Origin of the sequence: Streptomyces europaeiscabiei (assembly GCF_036346855.1) — a bacterium.
Taxonomy (GTDB): domain Bacteria; phylum Actinomycetota; class Actinomycetes; order Streptomycetales; family Streptomycetaceae; genus Streptomyces; species Streptomyces europaeiscabiei.
This window is the reverse complement of record NZ_CP107841.1, coordinates 1,008,317-1,026,136: the sequence shown is the minus strand read 5'-3', so window position 1 is coordinate 1,026,136 and position 17,820 is coordinate 1,008,317. Positions and strand designations below refer to the sequence as shown.

Below are 17,820 nucleotides of genomic sequence, written 5' to 3'. Positions count from 1 at the left end.
GGGGTTGGGTCAGCCCTTGGTGGCCCCGGCGGCGATGCCGGTGACCAGCGAGCGCTGGAGAAGCAGGTAGACGACAAGGCTGGGCACCAGCGCGATGACCGCGCCGGCGAGGACGACGCCCGAGCCGACCTCGGGGTCGGTCCGCAGGATCGAGAGGGCCACGGTGACCGTGTAGTCGGTCGGGTCCTTGGCCGCGATGAGCGGCAGCAGGTACTGGTCCCAGATCATGATGAAGCCGAGGACCCCGGCCACGCCGAGCGCGGGCTTGCACAGCGGCAGGACGACCTGCCACAGCATCCGCAGCTCGCCCACGCCGTCGAGGCGGGCGGCCTCCTCGATCTCGCTGGGTATGTCCTTCATGAACTCGGTCAGCAGCATCACCGAGAAACCCCAGGCACCCAGCGGCAGGATCACGCCCCACACGGTGCCCTTCAGATCGATGCCGACCACCGGGACATGGCCGAGTACCAGGGACAGCGGGATGGCGATGACCTCCTCGGGCAGCATCATCGTCAGCATGAACAGGGTCATGATCAGCGCCTGGCCGCGGAAGCGGTGCCGGGCCAGCGCGTACGCGGCGAGCACGCACACCACGAGTTGCAGGAGCAGTCCGCCGCCCGCGATGACGAGCGAGTTGGTGAAGTAGTCCCAGATACCGCGCTCCCCGGCCACCCGGAAGTTGAGCAGCGTGCTGTCGTGCGGGAGGAAGGTCAGCGACGAGCCGCTGGGGTGGGTACTGAGGGCGCCGGAGACGATCGTCAGGAAGGGCGCGGCGAAGATGCCGAGCGCGATCGCGCACAGCAGGATCCGCAGGGCCCAGGAGACGCCGGGCCTGTCGTTCCAGCCGAGCGCGGTGTCGAAACGGGCGGGCGTCGTACGGGCCGGTTTGCCGGACCGTTTGGACGGGGTGGCGGTGACCTGGTCGGACGGGGTCCGGACGGGATCGAGGGCGGGTGCGCTCATCGCAGGTCTCCCCTCTTGCGGAAGTGGTTGACGGAGACGGTGAGCAGCAGCGTCACCGCGAGCAGGACGACGGAGGCCGCCGACGCGCCGCCGATGTCGTTGCGGGTGAAGCCGAGGGTGTAGGCGCGGGTCATCCACACCTCGGTGGACCCGGCGGGGCCGCCGCCCGTGAGGACGTACACCTCGGTGAAGACGCGCAGACCACGGATGGCGGCCAGGGTGAGGACGATGCCGAGGGCGGGACGGATCGCCGGCAGGGTGACGTACCGCAGCCGCTGCCACAGTGAGACGCCGTCCATCGCGGCGGCCTCGTACAACGTGCGGTCCACGCCCGCGAGTCCGGCGAGGATGATGACCATGTTGTAGGGGGCGGCCATCCAGACGCCCATGACCATCGTTGCCCAGAGCGCGGTGTCGGGGTTGTCGAGGAAGGGTGTCGGGCCGAGGCCGAGGACGCCGAGGGCGCTGTTCACGAGGCCGTCGGAGGTCGGGTAGTACATCAGCCGCCACAGCTCACCGACCACGGCGGTGGCGGTGACGACCGGCAGGAAGACGGCCGCGCGGATGATCTTCAGCGAGCGGGCCTGGCCCTCGAGCAGCAGCGCCAGGAAGAAGCCGACGACGATCGCGCCGAGCGACTGCCCTATGCCGAGGAGGAGGGTGTGGCCGACCGCGTCCTGGAAGCGGTGGTCGGTCAGGACCCGCGTGTAGTTGTCGAGGCCGACCCACCGGTCGCCCAGGAACGGCCGTACGTCGAAGAAGCTGAGCCAGATGCCCTTGCCCATCGGCACGAACTTGAAGACGAGGGCAAGCAGCAGACCGGGGGCCAGGAACAGCCAGGGGAGGACGGCCTTCTTGGAGAGGACCCGCTTGGCGAGCGCTCTGCGCCGGTCCGGAGCGATAGTGGTCGCGGTGGTCGCGGTCATTTCAACAGGTCCTGGTCCTTGAGGTCACCGGCGAGGGTGTCGTTGAGTTCCTTGAGGCCGGTGCCGACGTCGCTGCCGCAGTAGGTGAAGACGGCGTTGAGGGCGTCGGCGGTGTCCTGCTTGATCGGTGCGAAGTCGGGTGCGTTGGGGAACTGCTCGGAGGCGTCCTCGTACGCCTTCTGTACGACGCTCCAGCGCGGGTCGTCGCGCACCTGGGCCGCGTCGAGCGTGGCGTTGACGGGGATGCGGACCACGGGCTGGTTCCTGCCCGTCATGGCGAGCTTCTGGCCCTCGGGGGAGATCAGGAAGGCGGCGAGGGCCTGTTCCTGCTTCGTCTTGCCGGTCCTGGCCCCGAAGTAGACGTTCTCGCCGTCGGCGAGCACGGTGGACCCGGCCGGGCCCGCGGGGAACGGGACCACCTCGTACTTGTCCTTGCCGGGTGTGGTGTCGTAGGTGGCGATGTTGTACGGGCCGGTGAGGTACATCCCGGCGTTGCCGTCCTGGAAGTTGGTGGCCGTGCCGGTGACGGCGCTGATGGCGCCGGGCTGGATGACACCGTTGTCACCGCAGAAGAGGTTGTCCTTCATCCAGGTGACGGTGCGCACGGCGGCGGCCGAGTCCATGGCGGGGCGGTAACCCTTGCCGTCCGGCTCGATGATCTTCGCGCCGCCGGACCAGAGGAAGCTGGCGCCCCACCAGGCGGCGTAGCCGTTCTGGGCGCTGCCCGGGACGACCATGCCGTAGGTGTCCTTCCTGCCGTCGCCGTCCGGGTCGCGATCGGCGAAGGCCTTCGCGACGGCGAGCATCTCCGCCCAGGTCGTGGGCGCCTTGAGCCCGAGCTTGCGCAGCCAGTCCTTGCGGATCATCAGGGTCTGGGCCTGACGGGAGTACGGGATGCCGTAGTGCTCGCCGTCGATGCCCACGGTGGAGGCCCACGTCCGGTCGGTGATCTGGTCGTGGCCCTCGATCGCGGCCGGATCGATCGGCTTGAGCAGGCCCTGGCTCTGGTAACTGCCCATCAGTGCCGTGTCGTTGATCATCACGTCCGGGAGGTCCCTGGTGGACGCCCGGCTCTGGAGCTGCTGGTCGAAGTTGATGACCGGCTGGTAGTCGATCCGGATGCCGGTCTTCTCGGTGAAGGCGGCGAACACCCGCTCGTACGTGGCGGCGGGGTCCGGGTTGCTGCGGGTCCAGACCTCCAGCGTGTTCGGGTCACCGCCTCCGGTGCTGTCGGACCCCGATCCGCAGGCTGCCGCCCCGAACGCGAGCCCCGCGACGGTGATCATGGCGGCCAGGCGGCGACTTCGTCGGCGAACGCCCATGGGCACACTCCGTTGTCTTCCGGGCTGTCCACCCGGCTGTTCATATCCATGAACTCACTTCACGGATCTAAATGATCGGCCAAGCTACGGAGCGTTTCGTTCGCATGTCAAGACATGAGTGGGAGATTTCACCGGTGTCACACCTGGCGCTCGCGGGATCCTGTCAGGCATCCGCGGACATGAGATCTGGAGGTGGTGCGCCGTGACTGATCGCACGGCACCCGGTGCCCTGGCGGCGCGACTCACCGGCCGCCCGGCGACTGGTGAACGCCGACTGTCCGCAACGCTCGCCGAAGTCACCCTCGACGACGGCCGGGTGGTGCTCGTCAAGCTGGGCAACGGCCCCGGCGCGGCCCGGGCCGAGGCGGCCGGACTGCGCTGGCTCGCCGAGGCGCACACGGTCCGCGTGCCGACGGTGTACGGCCACGACGGGGACCGCCTGGTGATCGACCTGGTGGCCCAGGGGGCACCGAGTGCCGCGGCGGCGGCCCGCCTCGGTGCCGAGCTGGCCGCCCTGCACGCCGCCGGGGCGCCCTCCTACGGCGCCCCGCCGCCCGGCGGCCCGAGGGAGGCGTACATCGGACGCGCCCCCATGCGGAACGTCCCCGGCGCCGACTGGCCGGCCTGGTACGCCGAGCACCGTGTGCTGCCGTATCTGCGCCGCGCGGTCGACGACGGCACGCTCCGCCCGGCCGAGACAGCCCCGATCGAGGAGGTCTGCGCGCGGCTGCCCGATCTCGCGGGCCCCGCCGAGCCGCCCGCCCGGCTGCACGGCGACCTCTGGAACGGCAACGTCCTATGGGGTGCCGACGGCCACGCCCGGCTCATCGACCCGGCCGCGCACGGCGGCCACCGCGAGACCGACCTGGCGATGCTGGCCCTCTTCGGCTGCCCTCATCTGGGCCACATCCTCGACGGCTATCAGCGGGCGGCGCCCCTCGCCGACGGCTGGCAGGACCGCGTCGGCCTCCACCAGCTCTTCCCGCTGCTGGTGCACGCCGTGCTCTTCGGCCGTGGCTACGCGGAGCAGGCCCTGCAAGCGGCTCGGGCGGCGCTCGCGCGGTGAGCGCGGGCGCCGCCCGGAGCGACACGGAGGTGAGGAGAGCGAGGAGACTTGTGGTTGGCCGCTTGTACGGCGGTGAGAAGGAAGCCTCCCCATGGCCTCACTGAGGGCCGCGGTGACAGAACGAAACCGGGAGGCGCCGACGTGGCGCCTCCCGGTTCGAAGTCGGTGGCGAGGAGAGCGAAAGGACTTGATTTCATTTGGAGTGAATGAGAAGGAAGCCCCTTCATGGCCTCGCCACGGGCAAACGCTAGCACTCAGCCCGGGATCAGGTCGCGCAGATTTTCGAGGGTGATGACCCGGGAGTCCGGGTGCAGCCCCTCGGGCCGTCCGAGACCGATGTACGTCACGGGCTCGTCCGGCACCGACACGCCGTCCCACAGGTCCATGACCGTCGTGTCGCGGGACATCAGGTCGACCAGGTACCCCACCGTCAGCTGCTCGCGCTCCACGAGGGCGCGCACCACCTTGGACACCGACACCTGGTTGTCCTCGACCCGGTTGGCCGACGAGATCCCCTTCAGATACAGGTGCAGCCACTTCGCACGCCACCGTCCGTCGTCCCCGCGCCGGAACACCAATGGCAGCGCCACTCGGCCCACCCCGCGCAGCTCCGACTTCATCCGCACCGTGCGCGGCTCGAACGGGCGACCCTTCTGCTCGCCGTCGCGCACCATGAAGCCGAAGAACGACTCCTCGACCTCCTCGAAGCCCTCACCCGCGTAGATGTTGACCTCCGGGACGATGAACGCATTGCGCACCCGGTCCAGGGACAGGTCGATGAACTCCGAGGCCCCGTGGGGCGCCTCGGTGATGTCGCCCGAGTGCCTGCCCCCTACTGCCGTGAGGGACGTGTAGGAGAGCCAGGAGTCGGTGCTGTAGTCGGAGTGCAGAAGCAGTGCCGACAGGTCGTAGTCGGTCCGGAACTCGGTCTCCTTCCAGTACACGAAGAAGCGCAACCGGTCGCCCTCGACCGTCGAGACCGACCCTCGCGGCAGCACGCCGAGCCCGGCCGCGGTCGCCCTGCCGCTGAGCGGGAGCGCCACGTCGAGGACGTCGGGGTCGATCAGCAGTCGGCCCGGTGCCTGGAGCCGGCGGCGCAGCTCGGCGTCGAGGGCGGTGATCAGCCGGTCGCGGTCGGCGGCCGGTACGGGCGGCCTGACGTCGGGGGTCACCCAGGCGCGTCCCCGGCGGTTGACGAAGACGCGGGGCTCCTCGCTCTCCCGTTCCCGGTTGTGGAAGTGTTCGCGGACCGCGAGCACGACCCGGCCGGAGACCCCGGGTGCGACGCGCACCGCCGCGGCCACCACCGTGTCCCGCTCCGCCTGGTCGGCGGCGATGCGCAGCAGCAGGTCCAGGGCGCGGAACAGCCTGCCGGGAGCGGACTCCAGCAGCTTCACCGCGCCGAGCACGTCGAGCTCGTCGAGCAGTTTCTCCAGCCGGCTGCCGAAGGACCGCGCCTCCTTCTCACCCCGCGCGACGGCGAACACGTCGGCGGCGTGCGGCCAGCGCGGGTACTCGTGCGGGTGGAGGCGCTCACCGAGCCGCTTGAAGGGCTCCCGGTGCGCGTGCACATCGGCGAGCTTCGCGGGGTTCGCCGCGACCACGGCGTCGAGGCCCGCGAGGAGCCCCCGGCGCACCGGCCGCGACAGTGCCCGCAGCCGGGTCGGCTCCTGCAGCGTCACGTCGCCGCCCGACAGCGCGCAGGCAAGCCGCAGCACATCGGTGACGGTGTCGAGGAGGAGGTCCGCGCCGACGCCGAGCCGGGCCTCGTTGACGACCGCCCGGTTCTCCCGGACCGGGATCCGCTCCGGCTGGGGGCCGAGCGCGCACCGCTCGGCGAGCACCTTGAGGTCACGCAGGTGGTCCTCGCCCAGCGGGGTCGTGCTGCCCGCCAGGGCCAGGTACAGATCGGTGAGTTCGTCGTCCAGGTCCCGGCCGAGGTGCAGGACGGTCACCCGGTCGCCCGCCGAGGCGATCAGCTCGTCCTGCGCCGCGAGCATCTCCTCGTAGGTGTGCTGGTAGCGGCCGTACGTGGGGAGGCTGAGCAGGTCGAGCACCCCGTTCGCCAGCTGTGTCAGCACGTTCTCGCGGGACTTCTCGTCGCCGAGGGCCTTGGCCACGCAACCCGTCCAGAACTCCTCGGTGTCCGGCACGTTCGCCGGGAAGTCGATGAAGTAGGAGTTGTGCCGGACGTGGTCGCCCACCATCTCGCTCACGGTGCGCAGTGTCCGCCCGGCGGTGTGCAGGACCGCGGCCCCGGACAGCCCCGACAGACGCTCCAGCAGCTCCGCCGAGAGCTTGAAGCCCACGTCCATGAGGGCTGCGTCGAACTGCCGCGCGGCGGCGGTGCCTTCGCCGGCGGACCCCCTGGGGGCGGGAAGGCGGTGGGTGTGCCGGATGACCAGCGATTCGAGACTCTGCGCCATTCGGGGATGATCGCAGAGGTGTGCGAGTCGGCGCACAGGGGTTTTTCCGTACGCCGCCCCGTCCGTGCCTACACCTGTGCGTGCGCTTCCAGTCCGCGCCGCGCATGCGCGAGGAAGCCGTCGAGGGCCACCTCGAAGGCGGCGTCCGCGCGACCGTCGCCCACCGCGTCCAACGCCTGTGCCAGGCGCGGCGTGGCCGACGCGTCGGTGATCTCCCACATGGCCACGGGAGCGGCGAGGTCCAGGGCCGAGCCCAGGACGACGTTCTCCAGGGCGACCAGCACCGGCATCACGTCCGGGAGCGGGAAGCCCGCGTCGAGGAGCAGGGTGACGGCCCGCTCGTACTGTTCGAGGATGCGCGGGGCCCGTACCGGGGACGTCGTCAGCAGCGGGATGGCCCGGGGGTGGGCCGCGAAGGCGGCGCGGTAGGAGCGGGCCCACGCCTCCAGGGCCTCGTCCCAGGGGCGGAGGTCGAGGGCGGAGACGTCGATGCCCTCCGCGACCCGCTCCCGCAGCAGCTCCACGATGCCGTCCCGGCCGTCCACATGGTGGTACACCGAGCCGGTCTGCACCCCGAGCCGCCGTGCGATCTGCGGAACGCTGAACTCGCCCTGTGCGTCGAGGAGTTCCAGCGCGGTGGTGGTGATGCGCTCCCTGTCCAGCAGGGGTGTGCGCGGCCGTCCCATGGTGTCCGTCCCCTCCGGGGTCTTCCCAGTAGTCCGAGGTGAAGGCTACATTGCGAAAACCGAAAGCCTTTAGGTTTACGGGCTCAGGTCATCCCGCACGGCCCGGTACCCTCGTCCCTGCCCGCAGCCAGAAGGGCTTTCCCTCATGACTGTCACCCCCGACGCGACCGCCGCAGGCCCGGCCGAAAGCGCGTCCTCCCCGACCCCGTCCCTCCGCTCCGGCTCTCTCGGCACCACCGATATTGCGTTCTTCGTCGTCTCCGCCGCCGCCCCGCTCACCGTGATGGCCGGAGTCGCCCCGCTCGCCATCCTGATGGGCGGCATCGGCGCCCCCGTCGGCTATCTCCTGGCCGGGCTCACGCTCGCCGTCTTCGCCGTCGGCTTCACCACCATGAGCCGCCACGTCCGCAGCGCCGGCGCCTTCTACGCGTACATCACCCGCGGCCTCGGCCGCCCGGCCGGCATCGGCGCGGCGCTCCTCGCGCTCATCGGCTACAACGGCATGGAGATCGGCGTCTACGGCCTCCTCGGCACCGCCACCCGGGACACCGCCCACTCCCTGTTCGGTGCGGACATCCCCTGGCTGCCCGTCTCCCTCGTGGGCCTGCTGATCATCGGCTATGCCGGCTACCGGTCCATCGACTTCGGCGCCAAGCTCCTCGGCGTCCTGCTCGTCGCCGAGACCGGCATCCTCGTGCTGCTCGCCGGGGGTGTGCTGATCGAGGGCGGCGCCGACGGCCTCTCCCTCGCCTCCTTCGCCCCGGACAACGTCATGGTCTCCGGCATGGTGGCCGTCCTGGCCTTCGCGTTCGCCGCGTTCACCGGTTTCGAGTCCACCGTCATCTACCGCCGCGAGGCCCGGGACCCGGCCCGCACGGTGCCCCGCGCCACCTACCTCGCCATCGGCTTCCTCGGCCTGTTCTACGCCTTCATCGTGTGGACCGTGATCCAGGCCTTCGGTGACGCCCAGGTCATCGCGGCGGCCGGCGCCAACCCCGCCGACCTGTTCTTCTCCGCCATCACGACCTACGTCGGACCCTGGGCGGCCGACCTGATGCGCGTCCTCATCGTCACCAGCGTCCTCGCCTCCCTCCTCGCCTTCCACAACGCCATCAACCGCTACGGCCTCGCCCTCGCCGAGGAGGGGATCCTCCCCAAGGCTCTGGCCCGCGTCCACCCGCGCCACCGCTCCCCGTACGTCGCGGGCATCGCCCAGACCGTCCTCGGCGCGATCGTCGTCCTGGCCTTCGCCGCGGCCGGTGCCGACCCCTACATGCAGCTGCTGCTGTGGGTGAACACCCCCGGCATGCTCGCCCTGATGCTGCTGCAAGTGCTCGCCGCGCTCGCCGTGCCCTTCTACTTCCGGCGCGTCACCCACAGCGAGGGTGTCCTGCGCACGGTCGTCGCCCCCGTCGTCGCGGCGGCGCTCCTGACCGGCGCCATCGCCCTGGTCGTCAGCCACCTCGACCGGTTCACCGGCGCCTCCACGGCGGTCAACACCTTCCTGGCGGCCCTCGTCCCGACGGTCCTCGTCATCGGCCTCGTCCTCGCCCGCTGGCTGCGCCGGGCCCGCCCCGAGGTCTACGCGAACTTCGCCGCCGAACCACCGGCCGCGTCCGGCGACTGACCCCGCCCCAGCCGCCCGCCGCCCCCACCACAGGAGGAGACCTCTCCATGCCCACCGCCGACCTCGTCATCACCGGCGCCCACGTCCGCACCCTGGATCCGGAACGGCCGTACGCCACCGCGGTCGCCGTACACGACGGCCTGATCGCCGCCGTGGGTGATGCGGCGGACGTACGGGACTGGCGCGGACCGGGCACCGAGACCGTGGATCTGGGCGGCGGCCGACTGGTGCCGGGCCTGGTGGACAGCCACAGCCACCCCGTCTGGGGCCTGGACATGGCCACCGGCATCGACCTCACCGCCGTACGCGACCTCGACGGACTCCGCGCCGCGCTCACCTCGGGGGAACGTGTCGACGGCTGGGTCATCGGCTACGGCCTCGACCACAACGTCTTCGGTGGCCGGACCATCGACCGCGTCCTCGTCGAGGACATCCTGCTCGGTGCCCCCGCCTTCCTGCGCCTGTACGACGGCCACTCCGCCCTGGTCAGCGGGGCCGCCCTCAAGGCCGCCGGCATCACCGGACCGCGCGCCTTCGAACAGCGCTCGCACCTCGCCGTCGACGCCGACGGACGGCTCACGGGCCATCTCGTCGAGCATGCCGCGATGGAACTCGTCCAGCCCGTCATGCCCCGGCCCTCGTACGCCGAACGACGTTCCCGGCTGGCCGAGTTGCTCGGCGCGATGGCCGCCACCGGCCTCACCGGCGCCCATGTGATGGACCTCGGCGACCTCGACCTGGTGGGCGCGGTCGCCGAGGAGTCGGTACTGCCGCTCCGGCTGCGCTTCGCGCCCTGGTGCATGCCCGGCGCCGACGCGGACGACCTCGCGGAACTCGTCGCACTCCAGGGCAGGGACGGACGGCACTGGCGGGTCGGCGGCGTGAAGTTCTTCATGGACGGCACCGTGGAGGGCGGCACCGCCTGGCTGGACCACCCCGACTGCCACGGCCAGGGCACCGACGCGTTCTGGCCCGACCCCGGCGCCTACAGCGACGCGCTACGGCACCTGCACCGCGCGGGGGTGCGTACGGCGACCCACGCGATCGGCGACGCCGCCGTGCGGCACGTCCTCGACACCGTCGCCTCGCTGGGGCCCGGCGGGCGGCTCGCGCACCGGGTGGAGCACATCGAGTCGGTGCCGGACGAGCTGGTGGCGCGGTTCGCGGAGGTGGGGGTCATCGCCTCCATGCAGCCCCCGCACACCGACTACACCCGGGCCGACCTGTCCGACGAGTGGTCGTCGCGGCTCGGCGCGGAGCGTGCGGTACGGGCCTGGCGGCTGCGCGATCTGCGGAACGCCGGCGCGGTCGTCGCCCTCGGGTCGGACTGGCCCATCGCCCACTATGACGCGCGGGCCGTACTGGCCACGGCCCGCGAGCCGCGGGGCGCGGCGTCCTCCGGCGCGGGGCTTACCGGGATGCAGGCGCTGGAAGGTTGCACGAGTCACGCGGCGCTGGCCGCGGGTGAGGCGGATGTCTCGGGCCGGATCGCGGTGGGCTTCCGGGCCGACCTCACCGCGCTGGGAGTCGACCCCGTCGAAGCACCGGCCGACGAGGTCGCCGAGGCACCGGTGCGGCTGACTGTGACGGGCGGGCATGTGGTGCACCGGGGGCTTTGAGCGAGGGGGGCGGGCGGGGGAGGGAGGATCGCCGTTGCGCATCCTGCCCGGTCGTCGGCCGCGGGTGGGCGGTGGCTGGTCGCGCGGTTCGCCGCGCCCCTGAGAAGCAGGGGCAGGGGCTGCGCCCCGTGCTTTTCGGGCCCGCAGGGCCGTCGTCTTTAGGCCCGCAGCGGCCCGGGCTGTCAGGGGTGCGGGCCCGGGTTGTCACGGGCGCGGGGATCCGCGCGACCAGCCCTCACCGGACCCGCACGCGAACGAACGACCCGGCCGTCCCTCACCCCGGCGGGGGCGAGGCCGCCCCCGGCCCGGAGTCGTCAGCTCGGCGAGTCACCGGGGTCGCGGAGGTCCTTGACCCGCTTGAGCTTGCCGACCGAGCGTTCCAGGGTCTCGGGGTCGACGATCGTCACCTCCACCGTGACGCCGACCCCGTCCTTGACCGCCCGGGCGATCGCCGCGGCCGCCGCCTCCCGGCGGTCGGCGGCCGCGGCCGGACGGGCCTCGACCCGGACCGTCATGTGGTCCATGCGGCCCCGCCGGGTCAGCAGGACCTGGAAGTGCGGGGCCACGTCGGGTGTGCGCAGCACGATCTCCTCGATCTGGCCGGGGAAGACGTTCACCCCGCGCAGGATGATCATGTCGTCGCAGCGGCCGGTGACCTTGCGCATCCGGCGGAAGGCGGGGCGGGCGGTGCCGGGCAGCAGCCGGGTCAGGTCGCGGGTGCGGTAGCGGACGATCGGCAGGGCCTCCTTGGTGAGGGAGGTGAAGACGATCTCGCCCTCCTCGCCCTCGGGCAGCACGAGGTCCGTGAGCGGGTCGACGACCTCGGGGTAGAAGTGGTCCTCCCAGATGTGCAGGCCGTCCTTGGTCTCCACGCACTCCTGCGCGACCCCCGGGCCGATCACCTCCGACAGGCCGTATATGTCGACCGCGTGGAGGCCCGCCCGCTCCTCGATCTCCCGGCGCATCTCCTCCGTCCACGGTTCGGCCCCGAAGATGCCCACCCGCAGGGAGCTGGAGCGCGGATCGACGCCCTGCTTCTCGAACTCGTCCAGCAGCGTGAGCATGTAGGACGGGGTCACCATGATGATCTCGGGACGGAAGTCCTGGATGAGTTGCACCTGGCGGGCGGTCATGCCGCCGGAGGCAGGGATCACCGTGCATCCGGCGCGCTCGGCCCCGTAGTGCGCGCCGAGGCCGCCGGTGAACAGGCCGTAGCCGTAGGAGATGTGCACCCTGTGCCCTCTGCGGCCACCGGCGGCCCGGATCGAGCGGGCGACCACGTCCGCCCACAGGGCGAGGTCGTTCTCCGTGTAACCGACGACCGTGGGGCGCCCGGTGGTGCCGCTGGAGGCGTGCACGCGTCGTACGTCGGACATCGGGACGGCGAACATGCCGAAGGGATACGTGTCCCGCAGATCGGCCTTCGTGGTGAAGGGGAACCGGGCCAGGTCGTCGGGGGATCGGCAGTCGTCGGGGCCGACCCCGGCCGCGTCGAACTTCATCCGGTACAGCTCCACATGGTCGTACGCGTGCCGCAAGGTCGCCCGCAGCCGGTCGAGTTGCAGCTCCCGCAGCTGCTCCGGGGTGAGGCGCTCGCCGTCGTCCAGCAGGTCGTGGGGGAGAGGTTCGCCCAGGCTGCTCATCACGACTCCTTCGTGCCCACTACCGGCATGGGCCGACCGACCATTCGGTTGCTGTGCGTCACGGTCATGTAATCCAGGGCTGTCGGCAGCTGTCAAGAAGGCGCTGATCGCGAGGGAGGGGCGTGCGGGTCTTGCCCGTCCGCTCGAATCACGTCACACTGGTACCGAACGAATGGTCGGTTGGGAAGCTGGTATCGATGACGACGACAGACTCCGCAGGGGTGCCGTCCCAGGACTCCGAGGGGACCCAGGACGCCGAGGACGCGCTGCGGGAGCACTTCGACGCGACGATCGCGCGGGACCAGCGGATCGAGCCGCGCGACTGGATGCCCGAGGGCTACCGGAAGACGCTCGTCCGGCAGATCGCGCAGCACGCGCACTCGGAGATCATCGGCATGCAGCCGGAGGGCGAGTGGATCACCCGGGCGCCCTCGCTGCGCCGTAAGGCGATTCTCTTCGCCAAGGTCCAGGACGAGGCGGGCCACGGGCTCTATCTGTACTCGGCGGCCGAGACCCTCGGCGCGGACCGCGCGGACCTGACCCGGCGGCTGATCGAAGGCCGCCAGAAGTACTCCTCGATCTTCAACTACCCGACGGCGAGCTTCGCCGACGTGGGTGTCATCGGCTGGTTCGTGGACGGCGCGGCGATCTGCAACCAGGTGCCGCTGTGCCGGAGTTCGTACGGGCCGTACGCGCGCGCGATGGTGCGGATCTGCAAGGAGGAGTCGTTCCACCAGCGGCAGGGCTATGAGCTGTTGCTGACGATGATGCGCGGCACCGAGGCGCAGCGCGAGATGGTCCAGGACGCGGTGAACCGCTGGTGGTGGCCGTCGCTGATGATGTTCGGCCCGCCCGACGACGCCTCGCCCAACTCCGCGCAGTCGATGGCCTGGAAGATCAAGCGGCACTCCAACGACGAGCTGCGGCAGCGCTTCGTCGACATGACCGTCCCGCAGGCCGACAAGCTCGGCGTCACCCTCCCCGACCCGGAGTTGCGCTGGAACGAGGAGCGCGGACGCCACGACTTCGGAACCCCCGACTGGGCCGAGCTGAAGCGCGTGATCACCGGCGACGGACCGTGCAACGAGCAGCGGACGCAACGGCGGCGGACCGCCCACGAGGAAGGCGCCTGGGTGCGTGAGGCGGCCACCGCCCACGCCGCCAGGCAGAGCGAGCGAGCCCGGAAGGGGACGGCGGCATGACCGGCACGAACGACGGTGGCACGGCCCGGACGAACGACGGTGGCACGGCCCGGACGAACGACGGTGGCACGGCCCGGACGAACGACGGTGGCACGGCCCGGACGGAGAGCGGTGGCACGGCCCGCCCGGACAAGGGTGACTGGCCGTTGTACGAGGTCTTCGTGCGCGGCAAGCGTGGCCTGAACCACGTCCACGTGGGCTCGCTGCACGCAGCCGACGACCAGATGGCCCTCACCCACGCCCGCGACCTCTACACCCGCCGCAACGAGGGCGTCTCCCTCTGGGTGGTGCGCTCCGAACACATCGCCGCCTCCACGCGCGACGAGAAGGACCCCTTCTTCGAGCCCAGCGCCGACAAGGTGTACCGCCATCCCACCTTCTACGACATCCCCGACGACGTCCCGCACATCTGAGGAGCAGGGCATGAGTGACGACCACGTCTACCTGACCCTCGCCGAGGGACACGAGGACGACGCCCGCTGGGCGTACGGCACCGGCTTCGAGGACCCGCTGCACGGCGTGGACACCACGGTGCCCGAGGGTGTGGACGCCGGTGCGCTGGCCGCGGTCTGCGTGGCCCTCGGCGACGACGCCCTGATCTGCGCCCAGCGGCTCGCCGAGTGGACCACCCGCGCGCCCGAACTGGAGGAGGAGGTCGCCCTCGCCAACATCGGCCTCGACCTCCTCGGCCAGGCCCGTCTGCTGTACTCCCGCGCCGGACAGGTCGACGGCACCGGACGCGGCGAGGACGCGTACGCCTACTTCCGGGACGCCGACGACTTCCGCAACGTCCGCCTCGCCGAACTCCCGGGAGGCGACTTCGCCTTCACCGTCGTCCGGCTGCTCGTCCTGTCCACGTGGCGCCTCGCGCACTTCGAGCAGCTCGCCGGCCACCCCGACCCGGTCCTCGCGGCGATCGCGGCCAAGGGCGTCAAGGAACTGACGTACCACCGGCAGTACGCCGCCGAATGGGCCGTGCGGCTGGGCGACGGCACGGAGGAGTCACATCGGCGTATCCGCAGGGCGATGGAGCAGGTGGCCCCGTACTTCGGCGAGTTGTTCACCGCCTGCGACGTACGGGACGAGGTAGCCGCCGTGCTCCGCCAGGTCACCGAGGCGGCCGGGCTGCCGATGCCGGTGTACCGGCCGCTGTCGGGAGCGGGCCGCACCGGCGACCACACCGAGCATCTGGCGCCGCTGCTCGCCGAGTTGCAGAGCGTGGCCCGAGCCCACCCGGAGGCCACATGGTGACCACGCCGACCGACGCGCGGCGCGCCCGGCACATCGCCGAGCAGGTGCCGGACCCCGAGCTGCCCATGCTGACCCTCGCCGACCTCGGCGTCCTGCGGGACGTGGAGCTGACCGAGGACGGCACGGTGGTCGCGAGCCTGACCCCGACGTACTCCGGCTGCCCGGCCATGGCCGAGATGCGCGCGGATGTGGCGGCCCGGCTGCGCGCCGCCGGGTACGAACGGGTCCGGATCCGCACGGCCCTGAACCCGCCCTGGACCACCGACTGGATCACCGAAGCCGGCCGCCGCAAGCTCGCCGAGCACGGCATCGCCCCGCCCGGAGCCGCCCCCAGAGGCCCGGTCCCCCTCCTGCTGTCGCCCACCCGCCGCACGGTCGCCTGCCCTCGCTGCGGTTCGGCGGACACCGAGGAGACCTCCCGCTTCGCCGCCACGTCCTGCAAGTCCCTGTGGCGCTGCCGCGCCTGCCGCGAGCCGTTCGAGTACGTCAAGGAGATCTGATGGAAGGCCTCAAGGAAGAACCGACGGGAGGCCTGCGCACGGAGCCGGGGGCCCCGGCGGGTGCCGCAGCTCCGGCCTCGGCCTCTTCCCCCGCGCCTGCCCCGGCCGGTTCCCCGGCCCCGGCGGTACGCCCGCGTACCCGCCGCCCGGCCTTCCATGCCCTGCGGGTCGCGTCGCTGCAGCCGCTCTGCGAGGACGCCGTCGCCGTGGGGTTCGAGATCCCGGCCGAGCTGGCGGAGGAGTTCGCGTTCGCGCCGGGCCAGTCGCTGACACTGCGGCGTGAGATCGACGGACGCGACGAACGCCGCTCGTACTCGATCTGCTCGCCGGCCGGTTCGGCGCCGCGTATCGGTGTGCGGGTCGTGCCGGGCGGACTGTTCTCGTCGTGGCTCGTGAACGATGTGCGGTCCGGCGACACGGTCGAGGTCATGGGCCCCACCGGGTCCTTCACCCCCGACCTCGCCGCCCCCGGCCACCACGTGCTGATCGCAGCGGGCTCCGGCATCACGCCCATGGTCTCCATCGCCGAGTCGGTACTGGCCGCCGACCCCGGTTCGACGGTGACCCTCTTCTACGGCAACCGCCGCAGCGGCACGGTGATGTTCGCCGACGAACTGGCCGACCTGAAGGACCTGTACCCGGCCCGTTTCCAGCTCGCCCACGTCCTGTCCCGCGAACCCCGCGAGGCCGAGGTGCTGTCGGGCCGCCTCGACGCCGATCGGCTCTCCGCGCTCATCGGCTCCCTGGTCGACGTCGACACGGCGGACCACTGGTGGCTGTGCGGCCCGCACGGCATGGTCCGCGACGCCCAGCGGGTTCTGGCCGGACTCGACGTGCCGGACGACCGCGTCCACCAAGAGCTGTTCTACGCCGACGACGAGCCCGTACGGGAGACCCGGCACGAGGAGGCCGCGGCCGAGGGCCCCGTCAGCGAGGTCACCGTCACCCTCGACGGCCGCTCCACCACCTCCGCGCTGTCCCGCGAGCGGAGCATCCTCGAAGGCGCCCAACGCACCCGCCCCGACCTGCCCTTCGCCTGCAAGGGCGGTGTCTGCGGCACCTGTCGGGCCCTGGTCACCGACGGCAAGGCCGACATGCGCCGCAACTTCGCCCTCGAACCGGCCGAGGTCGACGCGGGCTATGTCCTGACCTGCCAGTCGTTCCCGGTGTCGGAGACGCTGACGGTCGACTACGACACGTGAGGGGGCTTGAGGCCGGATCGCCGGGTGCGGGTGGATGGGGGCTGGTCGCACAGTTCCCCGCGCCCCTGAAGGACCAGTCCCTGCGGGCCTGAAGGACCAGGCCCTGCGGGCCGAAAGGACGGGGCGCAGCCCCTGCTTCTCAGGGGCGCGGGGAACTGCGCGACCGGCCCCCGCCCGCCCGCGCCCGACTGACCGCCCCCACCCCGCCCGCGCCCGACTGACCGCCTCCATCCACCCGCCCGCGCCCGACCAACCGACCCCACCCGCCGTCACCCCTCGTGCAACCGCTCCACCAGAATGTCGATCACCAACGGCGTACGCGGCCCGAAGCTGAGCAACACGCCGTCCTCCAGATCCACCACCCGACGGTCCATCCCGGCCGGGGTCTCCCTGATGCCGGGAATCTCCACCAGCCCGTCGACACCGCCGACCGACTCGAGCCCCTTGCTCATCATCAGGATCACATCGGGCTGAGCCTTGACGAGCGCCTCGCTGGTGATCGGCGTGAACGGCTTGTCCAGCCCGGCCACCACCCCGGCGTCCTCCGCCCCCGCCGCCGCGATGAGGGAGTCGGCCCCGGAGCCCTTCCCGCCGATGAGGTAGACGGCCGCCGAGCCACGCATGTACAGGAACGCCACCTTGGGGCTGCTCCCCTCGGGCACGGCAGCCCGCGCCGCCTTCAGGTCGTCGGCGAAGCGCTGGTTGAGCGCCTTGCCGGCGGCCGGGACGCCCAGCGCCTCGGCGACCCGCGTGGTCCGGGTGCTCACGTCGGAGAGGTCGTTGGCCGGATCGAGGACGACTACGGGGACCCCGGCCTCACGGATCTGGTCGACGGCCTCGCCGGGCCCGGTGTCGGTGTCGGCGAGCACCACGGTCGGCTCCAGCGAGAGCACGCTCTCCGCGCTCACGTCGTGTGCCTTGGTCACCTGGGGAAGGCCCTGGGCCTCCGCGAAGGTCGCGGTGATGTCCCGGCCGACGACCTTGTCACCGAGGCCCAGGGTGAACACGATCTCCGCTATGCCCCCGTTGAGCGGCAGGATCCGTGAGGCGTCCTCGACGGTGACCTTGCGGCCGTCGGAGGAGTCGACGGTGACGGGCAGCTCGGGCGTCGGCGCCTCGCCCTTCAGCGGGACGACGGAGTTGGTCCTCAACTGTTCCTGGGCCGCGGCAGCCCGCGCGCTCGCGGACGACGCCGAGTGGTTCGCCGCCTTTGCTTCCCCTTCCTTGCTGCTGCCTGCACATCCGGTCGCAAGCATTGCGAAAGCAACGGTGAGTGCGGCAACTCCCCTGCGCATGATGGTGAGTTGAGGACTTCCGGACCTTCGCATCGAACCGCCTTCCATGTCTACCGTTTGAATCAGGTGTTCGTTATTTTAGGTTAGCCTTA

General features: G+C 71.4%; 15 protein-coding genes. 8 read left to right on the top strand and 7 right to left on the bottom strand.

What is annotated here, in order from left to right:
- Window positions 1-9: 9 nt before the first annotated feature.
- The 3 genes from OG858_RS04780 to OG858_RS04770 are packed head-to-tail and all read right to left on the bottom strand — an operon-like array spanning window position 10 to window position 3,211.
- Entirely contained in the window at window positions 10-963 is a 954-nt protein-coding gene (locus tag OG858_RS04780) for a carbohydrate ABC transporter permease (RefSeq protein WP_086750632.1), read from the bottom strand.
- Entirely contained in the window at window positions 960-1,889 is a 930-nt protein-coding gene (locus OG858_RS04775; RefSeq protein WP_086750633.1) for a carbohydrate ABC transporter permease, read from the bottom strand. Before OG858_RS04775 ends, OG858_RS04780 begins: the two co-directional genes overlap by 4 nt.
- A complete protein-coding gene (locus OG858_RS04770) occupies window positions 1,886-3,211 on the bottom strand; it encodes an ABC transporter substrate-binding protein (RefSeq protein ID WP_086750634.1) in 1,326 nt (441 codons plus the stop codon). Before OG858_RS04770 ends, OG858_RS04775 begins: the two co-directional genes overlap by 4 nt.
- A gap of 202 nt (window positions 3,212-3,413) precedes the next feature.
- Here OG858_RS04770 and OG858_RS04765 point away from each other — a divergent pair, with 202 nt between their 5' ends.
- Window positions 3,414-4,277, top strand: a complete 864-nt coding sequence (locus OG858_RS04765; protein ID WP_319065159.1) for a fructosamine kinase family protein — start codon at window positions 3,414-3,416, stop codon at window positions 4,275-4,277.
- Window positions 4,278-4,531: 254 nt separating this feature from the next.
- On the opposite strand, the gene OG858_RS04760 is transcribed toward OG858_RS04765, so the two are convergent.
- Together OG858_RS04760 and OG858_RS04755 are read right to left on the bottom strand one after the other, a co-directional pair.
- Window positions 4,532-6,703 (bottom strand): TerD family protein, encoded by a 2,172-nt coding sequence (locus OG858_RS04760; protein ID WP_086750635.1) that lies wholly within the window; start codon window positions 6,701-6,703, stop codon window positions 4,532-4,534.
- Between the two features lie 68 nt (window positions 6,704-6,771).
- Entirely contained in the window at window positions 6,772-7,389 is a 618-nt protein-coding gene (locus OG858_RS04755) for a TetR/AcrR family transcriptional regulator C-terminal domain-containing protein (protein ID WP_086750636.1), read from the bottom strand.
- Between the two features lie 145 nt (window positions 7,390-7,534).
- Between OG858_RS04755 and OG858_RS04750 the strand changes: the two genes are divergently transcribed.
- Both OG858_RS04750 and OG858_RS04745 read left to right on the top strand, forming a co-directional pair.
- Window positions 7,535-9,016, top strand: a complete 1,482-nt coding sequence (locus tag OG858_RS04750) for an APC family permease (RefSeq protein ID WP_086750637.1) — start codon at window positions 7,535-7,537, stop codon at window positions 9,014-9,016.
- A 47-nt stretch (window positions 9,017-9,063) separates the two neighbouring features.
- Complete coding sequence (locus tag OG858_RS04745) at window positions 9,064-10,635, top strand: amidohydrolase (RefSeq protein WP_319065161.1); 1,572 nt, start codon at window positions 9,064-9,066, stop codon at window positions 10,633-10,635.
- A gap of 314 nt (window positions 10,636-10,949) precedes the next feature.
- On the opposite strand, the gene paaK is transcribed toward OG858_RS04745, so the two are convergent.
- Window positions 10,950-12,278 (bottom strand): phenylacetate--CoA ligase PaaK, encoded by a 1,329-nt coding sequence (paaK, locus tag OG858_RS04740; protein ID WP_328545119.1) that lies wholly within the window; start codon window positions 12,276-12,278, stop codon window positions 10,950-10,952.
- Between the two features lie 197 nt (window positions 12,279-12,475).
- Here paaK and paaA point away from each other — a divergent pair, with 197 nt between their 5' ends.
- The 5 genes from paaA to paaE all read left to right on the top strand — a co-directional run bounded on the left by paaA (window position 12,476) and on the right by paaE (window position 16,433).
- Window positions 12,476-13,480 carry a 1,2-phenylacetyl-CoA epoxidase subunit PaaA gene (gene paaA, locus OG858_RS04735; protein WP_256960546.1) on the top strand — a complete coding sequence of 335 codons (1,005 nt, stop codon included), beginning with the start codon at window positions 12,476-12,478 and terminating at the stop codon, window positions 13,478-13,480.
- Window positions 13,481-13,626: 146 nt separating this feature from the next.
- On the top strand, window positions 13,627-13,893 hold the full coding sequence (paaB, locus tag OG858_RS04730; protein WP_028796737.1) for a 1,2-phenylacetyl-CoA epoxidase subunit PaaB: 267 nt from the start codon (window positions 13,627-13,629) through the stop codon (window positions 13,891-13,893).
- 10 nt (window positions 13,894-13,903) lie between these two features.
- Window positions 13,904-14,731, top strand: coding sequence for a 1,2-phenylacetyl-CoA epoxidase subunit PaaC (paaC, locus tag OG858_RS04725; RefSeq protein WP_319065163.1), 828 nt, complete (start codon window positions 13,904-13,906; stop codon window positions 14,729-14,731).
- On the top strand, window positions 14,725-15,231 hold the full coding sequence (paaD, locus tag OG858_RS04720; RefSeq protein WP_319065164.1) for a 1,2-phenylacetyl-CoA epoxidase subunit PaaD: 507 nt from the start codon (window positions 14,725-14,727) through the stop codon (window positions 15,229-15,231). Before paaC ends, paaD begins: the two co-directional genes overlap by 7 nt.
- Window positions 15,231-16,433, top strand: a complete 1,203-nt coding sequence (paaE, locus tag OG858_RS04715) for a 1,2-phenylacetyl-CoA epoxidase subunit PaaE (protein WP_328545120.1) — start codon at window positions 15,231-15,233, stop codon at window positions 16,431-16,433. The genes paaD and paaE overlap by 1 nt, the downstream gene beginning before the upstream one ends.
- Window positions 16,434-16,702: 269 nt before the next feature.
- On the opposite strand, the gene OG858_RS04710 is transcribed toward paaE, so the two are convergent.
- Window positions 16,703-17,776 carry a heme/hemin ABC transporter substrate-binding protein gene (locus tag OG858_RS04710; protein ID WP_406194800.1) on the bottom strand — a complete coding sequence of 358 codons (1,074 nt, stop codon included), beginning with the start codon at window positions 17,774-17,776 and terminating at the stop codon, window positions 16,703-16,705.
- Window positions 17,777-17,820: the final 44 nt, after the last annotated feature.

Bases quoted from the DNA above. Each gene is read 5' to 3' on its own strand.
- OG858_RS04780 (WP_086750632.1), bottom strand. From the start codon at position 963: ATGAGCGCACCCGCCCTCGATCCCGTCCGGACCCCGTCCGACCAGGTC.
- OG858_RS04775 (WP_086750633.1), bottom strand. From the start codon at position 1,889: ATGACCGCGACCACCGCGACCACTATCGCTCCGGACCGGCGCAGAGCG.
- OG858_RS04770 (WP_086750634.1), bottom strand. From the start codon at position 3,211: ATGGGCGTTCGCCGACGAAGTCGCCGCCTGGCCGCCATGATCACCGTC.
- OG858_RS04760 (WP_086750635.1), bottom strand. From the start codon at position 6,703: ATGGCGCAGAGTCTCGAATCGCTGGTCATCCGGCACACCCACCGCCTT.
- OG858_RS04755 (WP_086750636.1), bottom strand. From the start codon at position 7,389: ATGGGACGGCCGCGCACACCCCTGCTGGACAGGGAGCGCATCACCACC.
- OG858_RS04750 (WP_086750637.1), top strand. From the start codon at position 7,535: ATGACTGTCACCCCCGACGCGACCGCCGCAGGCCCGGCCGAAAGCGCG.
- OG858_RS04745 (WP_319065161.1), top strand. From the start codon at position 9,064: ATGCCCACCGCCGACCTCGTCATCACCGGCGCCCACGTCCGCACCCTG.
- paaK (WP_328545119.1), bottom strand. From the start codon at position 12,278: ATGAGCAGCCTGGGCGAACCTCTCCCCCACGACCTGCTGGACGACGGC.
- paaA (WP_256960546.1), top strand. From the start codon at position 12,476: ATGACGACGACAGACTCCGCAGGGGTGCCGTCCCAGGACTCCGAGGGG.
- paaC (WP_319065163.1), top strand. From the start codon at position 13,904: ATGAGTGACGACCACGTCTACCTGACCCTCGCCGAGGGACACGAGGAC.
- paaD (WP_319065164.1), top strand. From the start codon at position 14,725: ATGGTGACCACGCCGACCGACGCGCGGCGCGCCCGGCACATCGCCGAG.
- paaE (WP_328545120.1), top strand. From the start codon at position 15,231: ATGGAAGGCCTCAAGGAAGAACCGACGGGAGGCCTGCGCACGGAGCCG.
- OG858_RS04710 (WP_406194800.1), bottom strand. From the start codon at position 17,776: ATGGAAGGCGGTTCGATGCGAAGGTCCGGAAGTCCTCAACTCACCATC.